Source organism: Brachybacterium nesterenkovii, from assembly GCF_900163655.1.
Taxonomy (GTDB): domain Bacteria; phylum Actinomycetota; class Actinomycetes; order Actinomycetales; family Dermabacteraceae; genus Brachybacterium; species Brachybacterium nesterenkovii.
The window spans coordinates 1-14,737 of record NZ_FWFG01000068.1; the positions used below are offsets into that span (position 1 = coordinate 1).

At 73.0% G+C, this 14,737-nt stretch carries 10 protein-coding genes; 4 read left to right on the forward strand and 6 right to left on the reverse strand.

All coding sequences use genetic code 11. The annotated features are described in order from the left end of the window. The 3 genes from FM110_RS07665 to FM110_RS07675 all read right to left on the reverse strand — a co-directional run. The coding region (locus tag FM110_RS07665; RefSeq protein ID WP_327230585.1) for an ArsR/SmtB family transcription factor at window positions 1-329 on the reverse strand (329 nt) is incomplete at its 3' end. A gap of 559 nt (window positions 330-888) precedes the next feature. Beyond that, window positions 889-1,410 carry a rhodanese-like domain-containing protein gene (locus FM110_RS07670; RefSeq protein WP_087104187.1) on the reverse strand — a complete coding sequence of 174 codons (522 nt, stop codon included), beginning with the start codon at window positions 1,408-1,410 and terminating at the stop codon, window positions 889-891. 363 nt (window positions 1,411-1,773) lie between these two features. Then, a complete protein-coding gene (locus tag FM110_RS07675) occupies window positions 1,774-3,423 on the reverse strand; it encodes a DEAD/DEAH box helicase (RefSeq protein WP_200810194.1) in 1,650 nt (549 codons plus the stop codon). Window positions 3,424-3,751: 328 nt separating this feature from the next. Here FM110_RS07675 and FM110_RS07680 point away from each other — a divergent pair, with 328 nt between their 5' ends. Further along, window positions 3,752-5,770, forward strand: coding sequence for a glycoside hydrolase family 2 protein (locus FM110_RS07680; protein ID WP_159458010.1), 2,019 nt, complete (start codon window positions 3,752-3,754; stop codon window positions 5,768-5,770). Window positions 5,771-5,962: 192 nt separating this feature from the next. Here FM110_RS07680 and FM110_RS07685 read toward each other — a convergent pair whose 3' ends face one another. Beyond that, complete coding sequence (locus FM110_RS07685; protein ID WP_234992050.1) at window positions 5,963-7,987, reverse strand: OPT family oligopeptide transporter; 2,025 nt, start codon at window positions 7,985-7,987, stop codon at window positions 5,963-5,965. 399 nt (window positions 7,988-8,386) lie between these two features. Here FM110_RS07685 and FM110_RS07690 point away from each other — a divergent pair, with 399 nt between their 5' ends. The 3 genes from FM110_RS07690 (at window position 8,387) to FM110_RS07700 (ending at window position 12,187) form a co-directional block, all read left to right on the forward strand. Then, a complete protein-coding gene (locus tag FM110_RS07690; RefSeq protein ID WP_087104191.1) occupies window positions 8,387-9,529 on the forward strand; it encodes a ribonuclease HI family protein in 1,143 nt (380 codons plus the stop codon). Between the two features lie 10 nt (window positions 9,530-9,539). Beyond that, complete coding sequence (locus FM110_RS07695; RefSeq protein ID WP_087104192.1) at window positions 9,540-10,100, forward strand: DUF4031 domain-containing protein; 561 nt, start codon at window positions 9,540-9,542, stop codon at window positions 10,098-10,100. A gap of 239 nt (window positions 10,101-10,339) precedes the next feature. Further along, window positions 10,340-12,187, forward strand: coding sequence for a phosphoenolpyruvate carboxykinase (GTP) (locus tag FM110_RS07700; RefSeq protein WP_407641038.1), 1,848 nt, complete (start codon window positions 10,340-10,342; stop codon window positions 12,185-12,187). Between the two features lie 188 nt (window positions 12,188-12,375). Here the strand turns inward: FM110_RS07700 and FM110_RS07705 are convergent, their stop codons facing one another. Both FM110_RS07705 and FM110_RS07710 read right to left on the reverse strand, forming a co-directional pair. Next, window positions 12,376-13,950 (reverse strand): sensor histidine kinase, encoded by a 1,575-nt coding sequence (locus tag FM110_RS07705; protein ID WP_234992052.1) that lies wholly within the window; start codon window positions 13,948-13,950, stop codon window positions 12,376-12,378. Window positions 13,951-13,960: 10 nt separating this feature from the next. Continuing rightward, window positions 13,961-14,680, reverse strand: a complete 720-nt coding sequence (locus FM110_RS07710) for a response regulator transcription factor (RefSeq protein ID WP_087104194.1) — start codon at window positions 14,678-14,680, stop codon at window positions 13,961-13,963. Window positions 14,681-14,737 lie beyond the last annotated feature (57 nt).

Here is a 14,737-nt window from a genome sequence, read left to right on the forward strand (position 1 = left end):
GGGGAGAACGGCGCCGGGTCGGGGGCGAGGGTGCCGTCGGGGGCGATGTGCTCGAAGATCTGCTCGACGAGTCCGACGACGTGCGGGTCGCGGACCTCGTAGAACGCATGCCGACCCTCGCGGGTGGCCGCGACGATCCCCGCCAGGCGCAGGCGGGAGAGGTGCTGGCTGGTGGTGGGGAGGCTCAGGCCCACGCGCTCGGCCAGGGCGCCGACGTCGTGGCGGCCGTGGGTCATCAGCCAGACGAGGTGGAGGCGCGCCGGGCTCGCGAGCAGGGCGAACGTGTCGGCCGCGGAGGCGAGCTGCGGCTCGGTGGGCTCTTTGTGCACGACCTTAGCTTCCCAGCGGTTCATCGCTTGCGCAATCGACGAAACGGCGGTGTGGGCAAGGTCGCCGGGTGCCGGGTGCCGGGTGCCGGGTGCCGGGTGCCGGGGTCGCGGGTACCGGGAGCTGGGCGCGGGCGCCGGGTACCTGGGTGCGGGTACCGGGAGCTGGGCGCGGGCGCCGGGGAGATGGTTGAGCTGGGGTGCCAGGTGCCAGGTGCCAGGTGCCAGGTGCCAGGTGCCAGGTGCCTGGTGCGAGGTGCCGGGCGCCGGGGGAGCTGGGCGCGGAGGAGGTGGTCGAGCGAGGTTCCCGGGAGTCAGCCGCGGGAAGCGGGACTCAGGCGAACGTCTGCCGACCATATGGGCCTCACCTCCCCACAGGAGTCCCGCTTCTCGAACGGGCGATGCCGGATGCGAGGGGCGCGTCGCAGAACTGGTAGCCATACGTGCAGACGGCGCCCGTAGAGGTGGTGTCTGCACGCATGGCTACCAGTTCTGTCAGCCGTGTGGCGTGCCGTGGTACCGGGGTGACGGTCGAGGCGGGAGCCGTCGGCGCTGACCCCGGTCAGGTGATGTAGCGCGTGGGCTCCGCCTGGATCGGCAGCCCTGCCTCGGCCCAGGCGCGGAAGCCGCCGATCACGTCGGTCGCGCGGGCGAAGCCCAGTTCCCGCAGGTCCCGGGCCGCGAGCGTCGAGGAGTAGCCCTCGTTGCACATGGTGATCACGAGATCGTCATAGCCGGGGCCGTCGGACAGTCGGCTGCCGCTCAGGGGATCCAGGCGCCACAGGAAGACGGTCGGCTCGATGACGACGCCGCCGGGGACATGTCCCTCGAAATCCCGCGTCCACGGGGTGCGCAGGTCGATGAGCCACGCCCCCTGGTCCAGCAGTCGGGGGAGGTCGTCGGCGTCGACGCGCTCCCGGCCTTCGCGCGCAGCGGCGACGATCTCGTCGATGCCGCGCGGCGCGGTGTCGGCCGGTGGCGCCGCTGGGGGACGAGAGGTGCCCGCAGCGTCGGTGTCGACAGCCGGGGCGTCGGCGGTGCTGGCCCCGTCAGCGGACAAGCGGCTGTCATCGAGGGTGTTCATGGAGACATTGTCGCGTGCGCGTCCGCCTCGGGGTCGACGCGAAGAGGACATCGGTTCTGCTGTCTCGGGGGCGACACCGCGCTGTCCTCGTCACGAGTACGAAGAACCTGCGGCTTCCGCGGCCGGATTCCCGCACTTCCTTCGTACTCGACTACCCGCACGTCCTTCGTACTCGACGTAGGTCGGTCAGAGGTGGCGGCGGCCGAGTGCATGTGACGGCAAGCGACCCTCCGCGTCGTCAGCGTTGTCCGCAACCCCAACGTCGTCCGCAGACCCAGCATCGTCTGCAGTCCCAGCGTCGTCAGCGTTGTCCGCAACCCCAGCGTCGTCCGAGTCGTCAGCGTGTCAGCGGCCCCGGAGTCGTCAGCGGCCGCGGCGTCCTGCGGAGAACGCCGCGAGGCCGCCCGTGCGCGAGGCGCCCGCACCGCTCGAGGACGTCGAGTACGCGGTGGACGTGCCGCCGCGACGCCCTGCGCCGGAGCGCGACCCGCCCTGGCCGCCGCCGGAGACTCCCTGGCCCCCGGCGGACCGGCCGTCGCGCTGGCCCTGACCGCGGGAGCCGGAGGCGCTGCCGCCCTGGCCGCCGCGCCCACCGCGCGCACCGCCGCCCGCCGCGCCGCCGCGACCGCGGGCGCCGCCCTGGGCGCCCCGGCCCTGGCTGTCGCGACCGTCGAGAGCCTGGCCGCCCTCGCTGCGGCTGCCGCGCCCACGCCCCTGGCCGCCGCCCGCGCCGCGACCGCCCTGCCCGGTTCCGCGACCACCGCGCCCGCCGCCGTTGCCGCGCCCGCCGCCCTGGCCCTGCTGCTGCGCCGGAGCGCGGTCGGGGACCTCGCCGAAGACGCGCTCGCCGGGAGCCAGCTCGGTCAGGATCGCGGCACCCCGGCGCACGCCCGTGTGGTGGTGCGGGCGGATCTTCGCCGCGCGCATCAGCCCGTGGACGTCATGGCGCTGCTCGGGGGTCTGCACGGTGATGACGGTGCCGGACTCGCCGGCGCGGGCCGTGCGGCCGCTGCGGTGCAGGTACGCCTTGTGCTCGACGGGCGGATCGGCGTGGACCACGAGGGCCACCTCGTCGACGTGGATGCCGCGGGCGGCGATGTCGGTCGACACCAGCGTGGTGGACCCGCCGCCGCCGAAGGCCTCGAGGTTGCGGGTGCGGGCGCCCTGGGACAGGTTGCCGTGCAGCTCGACGGCGTCGACGCCCTGCGCGCGCAGCTTCTTGGCCAGGCCCTTCGCGCCGTGCTTGGTGCGCGTGAACATGATGGTGCGGCCAGGAGCGGCGGCGAGGTCCAGGAGCACCTCGAAGCGGTCGGAGCCGGCGACCTCGAGCACGTGGTGGGTCATCGTCCCCACCGGCGAGGACGCGGGATCGGCCTCGTGCGTGACGGGGGAGTGCAGGAACTGCTTGACGATCTTGGCCACGCCCTCGTCGAGGGTCGCCGAGAACAGCATCCGCTGGCCGCGCTGAGGGGTCTTCTCCATGATCCGGCGGACCATCGGCAGGAAGCCCATATCGGCCATGTGGTCGGCCTCGTCGAGCACGGTGACCTCGATCGCGGAGAGGTCGCAGAACCCCTGGCCCATGAGGTCCAGGAGGCGGCCCGGGCAGGCGACGAGCACGTCGACGCCCGCGGTGAGCGCATCGGTCTGGGGCTTCTGGCCCACGCCGCCGAAGACGACGGCGGTGCGCAGGTTCGCGGCCTTCGCGAGCGGCTCGAGGGAGGTGGCGATCTGCGAGGCCAGCTCACGGGTCGGCGCGAGGATCAGCGAGCGCGGGCGCTTGGGCGCTCGGCGGGTGCCGGAGGCCTCCAGGCGCGCGACCAGCGGCAGCAGGAACGCGTAGGTCTTGCCGGAGCCGGTGCGGCCGCGGCCCAGGACGTCGCGGCCGGCGAGCGAGTCCGGGAGGGTCGCGTGCTGGATCGGGGTGGGGGTGGTGATGCCCTGCGGGGCGAGGGCATCGGCGAGGGGGGCGGGCACGCCGAGGCGCGCGAAAGTGGGCACAGAGGTGGTCACGAGGACTGTTCCGTTCGTTCAAGGGGGGTCACCGGGGCGCGGGGTCGTGCGCGGCCGAACGATTCGGCGGGCGGCGCGGACCTGCGCGGCCGACGGATCCCGGATCGCGGCCGCCGCGGCTCCGCCGAGAGGCGATGCGTCAGGTGGGGCCGGATGCGCCGCATCGGGCGGCGAGGGGACTCCGTGGCAGGTCGTCGCGGTGATGTTCGACGGCGACCGTCGCGTGCCACTGTAGAGGTGCGGCCCCCGCCCGGCGAGGAGCGGAGCCGCGGATGTGAGAAGGTCGTCCGCTCAAGCGAAACCGGAACAGCGTCGGATGGAGTCGCAGATGTCCCACAACCCGCCCGCCCGTCTCACCGCTCTCGCGGCCCGTGCCGACGCGCTCGCCGCCGCGCTCGAGCCTCCGCTGTCGAGGGCCGCAGACGTCCCGCGGCCCGAGCATCCGAGCCCGCAGCTGTGGCGCGAGGCGTGGCTGAACCTCAACGGGACCTGGCAGTTCGAGATCGACCGCTCGGACTCCGGCATCGACCGCGGCCTGCCCGACCGCGAGCTCGACGGCACGATCACGGTGCCCTTCGCGCCCGAGTCCGAGGCCTCCGGCATCGGCGACACCGACTTCCTCGAGGCCGTCTGGTACCGCCGCGAGATCGACATCCCCGCCGACTGGCAGGGCCTGCGCCCGGTGCTGCGCTTCGGCGCCGTGGACCACGACGCGACGGTGTGGGCGAACGGGATCGAGGTGGCCCGGCACCGCGGCGGCTTCACCCCGTTCTCCGCGGACCTCGGCGATATCGCCCGCGCCGGCGAGCGGGTGACGATCGTCGTGCGCGCCCGCGACCCGCGCGACAGCGCCCAGGCGCGCGGCAAGCAGGCCACGTGGCATGCGAACACGCACTGCCACTACACGCGCACCACCGGCATCTGGCAGACGGTGTGGCTCGAGGGCGTGCCGGAGACGTCGATCCGGGGCCTGCGGATCGCCCCCCAGCTGAGCGCGGGGGCGTTCGGCATCGACGTGGAGCTGAGCGCGAACCGGCCCGGCACCGTCCTCGAGGTCGAGGCCCGGCACCTGGAGGTCGCGCCCGACACCCCTGCCGCCGCCCTGCGCGCCGTCCCCGGCGCCCCGGTCACGGCATCGGCTCGCGCCGACCTCGACCTCGCTCCCCACCTCCACCTCGCCCTCCCTCCCGAGGGCGTGCACGTGTGGGGGCCCGGCTCGCCCGAGCTCTACGCCCTCGTGGTGCGGCTGCGCGATGCCGACGGGACCGTGCTCGACGAGGTCCGCTCCTATGCGGGACTGCGCTCGACCTCGCTCGACGGCCGCGCCTTCCGCATCAATGGCGAGAGGGTCTTCCAGCGCCTGGTCCTCGACCAGGGGTACTGGCCGCGCTCGCTCATGACCGCACCCGACGACGCCGCGATGGTCGCGGACATCCGCCTCGCCCTGGAGGCCGGGTTCACCGGCGCCCGTCTGCACCAGAAGGTCTTCGAGGAGCGGATGCTGTTCTGGTCCGACGTCCACGGCTACCTCACGTGGGGCGAGTTCGGTGACTGGGGCATCTCCGGGATGGGCCCCATCGGCCACAACCAGCAGCCGACCGCGAGCTTCGTCGCCCAGTGGCTCGAGGCTCTGCGGCGCGACCGCAACCACCCGAGCATCGTCGGGTGGTGCCCCCTGAACGAGACCCATCAGGTGCTGCACGACCGCATCACCGTGCTCGACGACGTCACGCACGCGATGTACGACGCGACCGAGCTGGCGGATCCGACGCGCCCGGTCCTCGACGCCTCCGGGTACTCGCACCGGGTCCGCGGCGCGGATATCTACGACTCCCACTCCTACGAGCAGGACCCGGAGGCCTTCCGCGCCCAGCAGGCCGGCCTCGCCGAGGGGGCCCCGTACGTCAATCGGGTCGAGCTCGCGCCCGAGCAGATGCCCCACGCCGACGGCACCTGGTCGCTGCCGTATGCGGGCCAGCCGTATTTCGTCTCCGAGTACGGGGGCATCTGGTGGAATGCGGAGGAGGCGGCCCGCGTCGAGGCCGAGCGCGTCGAGGCCGAGCGCGCCGCCCGCGAGGCGGGCGGGGAGGCCGGCAGCGATCAGGCGGTCTCCTGGGGCTACGGGGAGCGCGTGCGCGATGAGGACGAGGTGTACGCGCGCTTCGAGGGCCTCACGCGCGTGCTGCTCGAGGACCCGGAGATGTTCGGCTACTGCTACACGCAACTCACCGACGTGTTCCAGGAGAAGAACGGGGTGGTCGACTTCGAGCGCGGCCGCAAGCTCGATCTCGCGCGCCTGCGCGCCGTGCAGGAGCGTGCGGCGGCCTACGAGCAGCGGGAGGACTGAGCCCTCCGCGAGGTGGGCGTCCAGAAAGTGCATCCCAGCGGCATCTGCCCTGGACTATCCAGGGCTTCTGCCGTGGGGATGCAGATTCTGGACGGGGCGGATGGGCTGGACGGGTGGCCCGGGCAGGACCGGCCGGGTGGCGGAGCGGGCGGGACGGGCGGAGCCGCTCAGCCCGCGTCCGTCCCGCGGCGGTCAGCCCTCGGCGGTGACGGGGGAGTCCTGCGCCTCCGCCTTCGTCGACTGCCCGGCGACCCACCGGTACAGCCCCGCGACGACGCCGACGAACAGGATCACGCCGATCACCTGGGCGGCGCCCTCGAAGCCGTCGCCCATGATCGCCAGCGGCGCGTCGTCGCCGACCGCGGCGATGATGCCCGCGTTGAGCACCCCGAAGAGGCTCTCGCCGACGATCAGGCCGGTGGCCATGAGCACCCCCAGGCGCTTCGACCGCTCGGGGTCCGCGGTCCGCGCGGCCCAGCGGTCGTAGAGGAGGCCGATCAGGGCGCCGAGCGGGATCACGAGCGACAGCGACATCGGCAGGTACATGCCCATGCCGACGGCCAGCGGCGGCAGCGCGAGCGTGCGCGCTGAGCTCTTGGTCATCGCGCGCAGGATCTCGTCGACGACGATCGCGCCGATGCCGATCAGGGCGCCGATGCCGATGAGGTTCCACTGCAGGTCGCCGCCCATGACGCCCTGGACGAGCGAGGAGATGAGCGAGGCCTGCGGCGCGGCGAGGGCGTCGGGCCCCGCGCCGGGGGCGCCGGCGAAGCCGAAGGCGGAGCCCATCAGCGTGAGGACCGGCGGGATGATGATCGACCCGAAGACGACGCCGATGACGAGCGCGACCTGCTGCTTCCACGGGGTGGCGCCGACGAGCTGGCCCGTCTTGAGGTCCTGCAAGTTGTCGTTGGAGATGGTGGCGATGCCGAACACGACGGCCGAGACGAACAGGGTGAAGGCCACCAGGGCGGCGGTCTCCTCGGCGGACCCGCCGTGGACGGCCTTGACCACGAGCGCGGCGGTGATGGCCACGAGGATGCCGACGCCGGAGATCGGGGAGTTGGAGGCGCCGATGAGGCCGGCCATGTACCCGCAGACGGCGGCGATGACCAGGCCGGTCACGAGCACGAACACGATGGCGATCGCGATCAGGGCGGTGGTGTTGTGCGCGAGCGGCGTGCCCTGCACGAACAGCCACAGCAGCACGCCGATGGGCAGCATCGACGCCAGGGTCACACCGGCGACGACGCCGAAGGGGATGTCGCGCTCGGTCAGCGGCACCTCGCCGCCCGCATGGCGGGAGCGGGAGGAGGCCAGGGACTCGCGGATGCCGCGGATGATCGGGAGGATCAGCTTGATGAGGGTCCAGATGGCGGCGATGCCGATCGCGCCGGCGCCCATGAAGCGGATGTCGGATGCGAAGACGCCCTGGACCGCGTCGGCGATGTCCCCGGAGACGGGGACCAGGCCCTGCGAGAGCATCGGCAGCAGCACGATGTAGGAGATGATCACGCCGACGACCATGGCGACGCCGACGGTGATGCCCACGAGGTGGCCCACGCCGATGAGGGCCAGCGACAGGCTGGCGCCGAACATGCCGCCGCCGGCGCCGACGCGGAAGAACTTCTCGACGGCGCCCGTGGTGACCTTCAGCGCGGTGAGCAGGGCCATGCCTGCGGAGGCGAGGCCGCCGGCGATGATGACGGCGAGGCCGCGGCGGTTCTCGTCGGCCGCGCCCTGGCTGTCGCCCACGCGCAGCACCTCGGCGGCGGCGACGCCCTCGGGGTAGGGGAGGTCGGAGCCGGTCACGAGCGCGCGGCGCAGGGGGATGGAGTACATGACGCCGAGGGTGCCGCCGATGGCGCACAGGGCGACGGTGGTCCAGTAGGGGAAGCCCGTCCACCAGCCGACGATCACGAGGCCGGGCAGGACGAAGATGATCGCCGAGAGGGTGCCGGCGGCCGAGGCGATCGTCTGCACGATGTTGTTCTCGACGACGGTGTGGTCCGTGAAGAACCGCAGGATCGCCATGGAGATCACCGCGGCGGGGATCGAGGTGGCGAACGTGAGGCCGACCTTGAGGCCGAGGTACACGTTGGCGGCGGTGAAGACGAGGGTGATGATGCCGCCGAGGATGACGGCGCGGAGCGTGAGCTCCTTGACGGGCGACGTGCGGCGCGCCGGGGCCGCGGCGCTCTCGGGTGTGCTGGACACGATGGTCTCCAGGTCCTGTGGGAGGTGATGGATGGCTCGGCGCGTCGGCGCGACGAGCCCGTCCACGGTACGCGCCGGTAACCTCCGCGGCGGGGGACATGGGGCCCGCAGGCGGCGGATTGCGACATGCGCGACACGTGACGGAGGCGGCGGGTCGGGTGCCGGGGACGGCGGTCGGGTGCCGGGCCGGGAGGCGAGAGTCGGCGCCTGCGCAGCACGATCTGCGAGAACGTCGAAACAAGCCATATCTGCGGCTCGTTTCGGTGATCTCGCGGGCCGAAGCGGCTCGTTCTTGCGTTCTCGCGATCTCGGCTGCGGGCAGCGGGCGCCCGCCTCAGGGTCCTCGGCGGCCGACCGGCGCGTGCTGGTCCGTCGGCCCCCTGTGGAAGCATGGCGCCCATGACGATCATCGCTGCCGCCGACGGCTCCGCCCTCGGCAATCCCGGGCCCGCGGGCTGGGCCTGGTACATCGACGAGGACTCCTGGCGCGCCGGCGGCTGGCCCCATGGCACTAACAACATGGGCGAGCTCAAGGCCGTGCTGGACCTCCTGGAGGCGACGGCGGTCGATGCCGATCAGCACCTGCACATCCTGTGCGACTCGCAGTACGTCATCAACTCGGTCACGAAGTGGATGCCGGGCTGGAAGCGCAAGGGCTGGCGCAAGAAGGACGGCAAGCCCGTGCTGAACGTGGAGCTGCTCAAGGCCATCGATGCGGCCCTGGCCGGGCGCAGCGTCGAGTTCGAGTGGGTCAAGGGCCATGCCGGGCACGCGATGAACGAGGCCGCGGACCGGCGCGCGAACGCCGCCGCGACCGCGTTCCAGCGCAAGCAGGACCCGCAGGTGGGGCCCGGGTATCGGGGGAGCGGGGAGTCGGTCGCGGCGTCCGGACCCGCCCTCGCGCGCTCGTCGGCCGATGCCCCGGTCTCGCGCCCCGTCTCCGGGCCGGTCGATACCCCGATCCTCCGCCCGGCCGACGCGCCATCGGCTCGCGCTCGCACCGACGCCGCATCGCCGGTCGCTGTGCGCTCGTCGGCCGATGCCCCGGTCGACCGCCCGGCCGATGACCTGCTCGCGATGCTCGACGAGCTGGCCCCGGAGGACATCGCCTCCTCGACTTCGGCGAGCTCGGGCGGCGGGTCGGCCTTCTCGTCCCCCTCCTCGTCGGCCTCATCCGGGGCGGGCGATGCGAGCGGCGCCGCGTTCGAGGACGTCGTGACCCGCGAGCTCGCCCTGCTCACCGACGCCCTGCGCGCGGATCCGCCGAGCGCCGCCCAGCTGCTGCACCCGTCCTTCACGGAGGTCGGAGCCTCGGGCCGCACGTACGACCGCGACGAGATCCTCGGCGTCCTCGCCCCGATCCCCGGGGGCGTCGACGCGAGCGACATCGTGGCCGACGAGATCGCCCCGGGCGTCGTCCTGCTGCGCTACACCGCCCAGGACGGTGCGGGGGAGCGCGCCGAGCGCAGCTCGATCTGGGTGCGCGAGCGCGGGCAGTGGCTGCTGCGCCACCACCAGGGCACACCCGTCACGGGCGCGTGAGCCGGATGTCGTGACCGTCTACGCCGATACCCCGCGCTGGCCCCGCCACGGGCTCCTGTGGGGGCACATGATCTCCGACCGCTCCCTCGCCGAGCTGCACGAGAGGGCCCGCGAGGCCGGTCTGCACCCGCGGTCCTTCGACCTCGATCACTACGACTGGCCCGAGCATGCGCGCGCCGACCTCGTGGCCGCGGGCGTGGTGATGGTGGGGAACAAGGAGCTCACCCGGCGCCTGATCGCCGGCGGCCTGCGCATCCCCGCCGCGCGCCGTGCGGCCGCCCGCCGCGAGCGCACCGAAGCCGCGGCCCGTGACCTCGGCCTGGACCGTGTGCCGCTGGACCTCATCACCGGACCCGTCGGGCACGTCGACCCGCTGCCGCAGCGCCCCGGCGCCTTCCGCCTGACACGGGACGAGGCGGGCGCCCCGCCGCGCATCGAGGCGCAGGACGCGGACGGCCGTCGCGCCGCCGAGCGCTTCCTCGCCGCCGTCGACGATGCGTCGTGGACCCGTACGGGGGCGCTGTGGATCGGGCAGGTCGTGGACGCGCCGGAGAGCGGTCGCCCCTCCTGACCGGCAGCGGCGGAATCCGAGCCGCCCCGCAGGGCACGCCGCGCCTGCCTCTGCTCGTGGACGCGGGACCGCTGACCCCGGGTGCGCTCTTGTCGCATCCCATGTTCGGTGAATCACGCGAACCCCTGCCGCGGAGCCGAGTGAGCGTATACGATCGGGAGGGTCAAAGGCTGGTACGACGAGGTGCCCCGCCGCGATCATCCACAGGCCCGGAAACCCCGCCCGGTGCCATCGGCCCGATCGCATCCGCCGCCTCCGCCGGCACCGGACCGCGCGCACCCCGCACCGGCCGCGGCCGCGCGGCCCTGGACCGCTGGGTCGCCGACGTCGCCGCCCTCACCCGCCCCGACGAGGTCGTCTGGTGCGACGGCTCCGAGGAGGAGAACGAGCGCCTGCTCGCCCAGATGGTCGAGGCCGGCTCGCTCATCGCCCTCGACGACGACCTGCGGCCCGGCAGCTTCCTGGCCCGCTCCGACCCGGCGGACGTCGCGCGCGTCGAGGACCGCACCTTCATCTGCTCCGAGCGCGAGGAGGACGCGGGCCCGACCAACAACTGGCACGACCCGGTCGACGCGAAGCGGCGGCTCCTGGCGCGCTTCGACGGCGCGATGGCCGGCCGCACCATGTACGTGCTGCCGTTCTCGATGGGCCCCGTCGGGGGCGCGATCTCCCAGATCGGCGTGCAGGTCACCGACTCGCCGTACGTGGTCGTCTCGATGCGGATCATGACGCGGATGGGGGCCGACGCGCTCGCGCAGATCGGGGAGGACACCTTCTGGGTCCCCGCCCTGCACTCGGTCGGCCAGCCCCTCATCGACGCCGACGGCACCCGCCGCGCGGACGTCGCCTGGCCCGCCTGCGAGAACAAGACGATCGACCACTTCCCCGAGACCCGCGAGATCTGGTCGTTCGGCTCCGGCTACGGCGGCAACGCCCTGCTGGCCAAGAAGTGCTTCGCCCTGCGCATCGCCTCGGTCATGGCCCGCGAGGAGGGCTGGCTGGCCGAGCACATGCTCCTGGTGCGCGTGACCAATCCGCAGGGCCGGGCGATGCACATCGCCGCCGCGTTCTCCTCGGCCTGCGGCAAGACCAACTTCGCGATGATGATGCCCTCGCTGCCGGGATGGAGGGTCGAGACCATCGGCGACGACATCGCCTGGCTGCGCCCCGGCGCGGACGGCCGCCTGCGCGCCATCAACCCCGAGGCCGGGTTCTTCGGGGTGGCCCCCGGGACCGGGCGCTCGACCAACCCGGTGGCGATGGACACCATCGCCCGCGACACGATCTTCACCAACGTCGCGCTCACCGAGGATGGCGACGTCTGGTGGGAGGGCATGACGACGGAGCCGCCGGCGCGCCTGACCGACTGGCGCGGCGAGCCCTGGACGCCCGATGCGGGCCGCCCGGCCGCCCACCCCAACGCCCGCTTCACCGTCGGTGCCGCCCAGTGCCCGTCGATCTCCGAGGACTGGGACGATCCCGATGGCGTGCCGATCGACGCGATCGTCTTCGGCGGCCGCCGCGCCACCAACGTGCCCCTCGTCTCCGAGGCCGAGGACTGGGGCCACGGCGTATTCTTCGGCGCCACCATCTCCTCGGAGCAGACCGCCGCGGCGGAGGGCCCCGTCGGCGAGCTGCGCCTGGACCCGTTCGCGATGCTCCCCTTCTGCGGCTACAACATGGCCGATCACTGGGCGCACTGGCTGCGGATGGGGGAGACGCTGGGCGAGGGCGCGCCGCGGGTATTCCGCGTCAACTGGTTCCGCAAGTCCCCCGAGGGGAAGTTCCTCTGGCCGGGCTTCGGGGAGAACGCCCGGGTGCTCGAGTGGATCGATGCGCGCCTGCACGGCGAGGTCGAGGCGGAGGCCTCACCCGTCGGCCTGCTGCCGCGGCTCGAGGACGTCGACCGCGAGGGCGTCGACCTCGATGATGAGACGCTCGCGCAGATCTTCGCCGTCGACCCGGACTCGTGGCTGGCAGAGGCCGAGCGGCTGCGCGAGGGGCTCGACCGCTACGGCGACCGCGTGCCCCCGCGTCTCGTCGAGCTGCTCGACGAGCTGGAGGAGCGCCTGCGCGCCCGCGCCTGACGCGTGCGCCCCTGACGCGCCCGCGCCTGACATGTGCCTGTGCTGCCCGGTCGCCTGCCAGCCTCAGCGCCGGTGCGCCAGCTTTGTGTCCATTTCCGTGTACATCCAGGCCGCCATGTACACGGGAATGGACACAAATTATGGTGCGGTGCGGTGCTTCAGGCGTCGGCCCCGCCTCAGCCCCCGGCTCAGCCCTCGGTCTCGGTATCGGGGGTGGCGACCCCGCCGATCGCCCGCGTCTGGTCGGGCATGACGGCGTCCTCGGGGGCCACCTCTGCGGCGACCAGCTCGACGCGGAACGTCGCTCCGCCGCCCGGCGTCTGGTGCACCGAGATGCGCCCGTGATGCTGCTCGACGATCGTCGCCGCGATCGACAGGCCCAGGCCGGCGCCGCCGCCCTGCGTCGCCGAGCGCTGGCGCGACTCGTCGGTGCGGTAGAAGCGCTCGAACACCTTCTCGCGCTGCTCGGGCGGGATGCCCTCGCCGTGGTCGCGGACCTCCACGATCACGGAGCCGTCGCGGGAGTGCCCGACGGCCAGCTCGACCGGTGAGCCCTTGGGGGTGTGGCGGTTCGTGTTGCCCACGAGGTTCAGGATCACCTGGCGCAGGGACGGCTCGTCGCCGAGGACGCCGATGGGGGCGTGCGGCTGCACGGCCAGCGGCGTGCCTGACAGGTTGACCACCTGCACGCGCCGCTCGGGGTCGAGAGCGCGCAGGTCCTGGGCGGCGTCGAACACGGCGTCGGTGATGTCCACGGGGGCCAGGTCCGGCTCGGGGTTCTCGTCGAGGCGGGCCAGGCGCAGCAGGTTCTCCACCAGGGAGCCCATGCGGCGGGCCTCGTCCTCGATGCGGCGCATCACCTGGGCCACATCCTCGTCCTTGCGCAGGGCACCCATGCGGTACAGCTCGCCGAAGCCGCGGATCGCGGCCAGCGGGGTCCGCAGCTCATGGGACGCGTCGCCGACGAAGCGGCGCATGCGGGCCTCCGACGCGGTCGCGCGGGCCTCCGACGTCGACTGCGCCTCGAAGGACTCCTCGATGCGGACGAGCATCTCGTTGAGGGAGACGGCGAGGTCGTGGACCTCCTGGGAGGTGGAGGAGACGGGGACGCGGCGCGAGAGCTCGCCGCCGACGATCTCGCGGGCGGTCGCCTCGACGTCCCGCAGGGGCTCGAGGGCGCGGTGGGCGACGTAGCCGCCGATGCTCATGCCGCCGAGCACGACGGCGGTGCCGACCAGCACGATGATGAGCGCCATCTCGTGCATCGTCGTGTCGACGTTCTGCAGGGGCAGGGCGATGTACACGGAGCCGCCCGAGGCGGGATCGGGCACCGCGAGCACGCGCCAGCGCTGCTGATGCGCGTCCAGCAGGGTGAAGGGCTCGCCGTCCAGGGCCCGGATCTGGGAGGAGGTGAGCTCGGGGAAGTCGAGCGCGGGGTCGCCGGCCCCGTGGTTCTGCTCGACGCGGCGCAGGGTCTCGCCCGCGTCGTCGCGGTACTCGACGACGAAGTCGACGGGGGCGAACGAGCCGCCGTCGACGCCGTCGACCCCCTCGGCGGCCACGGCGTCGGGCCCCTGGGACACGACCTGGGCCTGGGCGTCGTGGAGGTCCTCGTCGACGGAGCTCAGCAGCGTCCGGTTCAGGAGGTACAGCGAGAGCGCGCCGGTGATGATGGTCCCGGCGACGAGGACCGCGGAGATGACGGCGACGACCCGTGTCCACAGGGAGACGGGTCGGTCGGAGCGCCGGGGGCGGCGAGCCACGAAGCGGGCGTCAGTGCGAGTCGGCGGCGCGCAGGACGTAGCCGATGCCGCGCTTGGTGTGGATCATCGGCTCGCCCACGACATCGATCTTGCGACGCAGGTAGGAGATGTACGACTCGACGATGCCGACCTCGCCCGACCAGTCGTAGTCCCACACGTGGTCGAGGATCTGCGTCTTGGAGACGACGCGGCCCGCGTTCAGCATGAGGTAGCGCAGGAGCTTGAACTCGGTGGGGGACAGGTCGATGGGGGAGTCGGCGCGCGTGACCTCGTGGGAGTCCTCGTCCAGGCGCAGGTCGCCGACGACGAGGGCGGAGTCGCTGGGCGCCTCGTGGCCGCCGTGGGTGCGGCGTAGCACGGCGCGGATGCGGGCCACGACCTCCTCGAGGCTGAACGGCTTGGTGACGTAGTCGTCGCCGCCGACGGTGAGGCCCGCGACCTTGTCCTTCGTCTCGTCGCGCGCGGTGAGGAACAGGATCGGGTAGTGCTCGCCGCGGTCGCGCAGGCGCCGGGTCACGGTGAAGCCGTCCATGTCGGGCAGCATCACGTCGAGGACCACGAGGTCCGGGGTGTGCTCGGTGGCCTCGCGGATCGCCTCGTTGCCCGTCGACGCCGTGAAGACCTCGAAGCCGGCGAAGCGCAGCGAGGTGGCGAGCAGGTCGCGGATGTTGGGCTCGTCGTCGACGACCAGCAGCCGCGCCTCGAAATCCTGGTCGGTGTCAGCACTCATGCCACCAGTCTGGGGACAGCGCGTGGGAATTGCCTGGACGCGCGCTGTGAGCGCGCG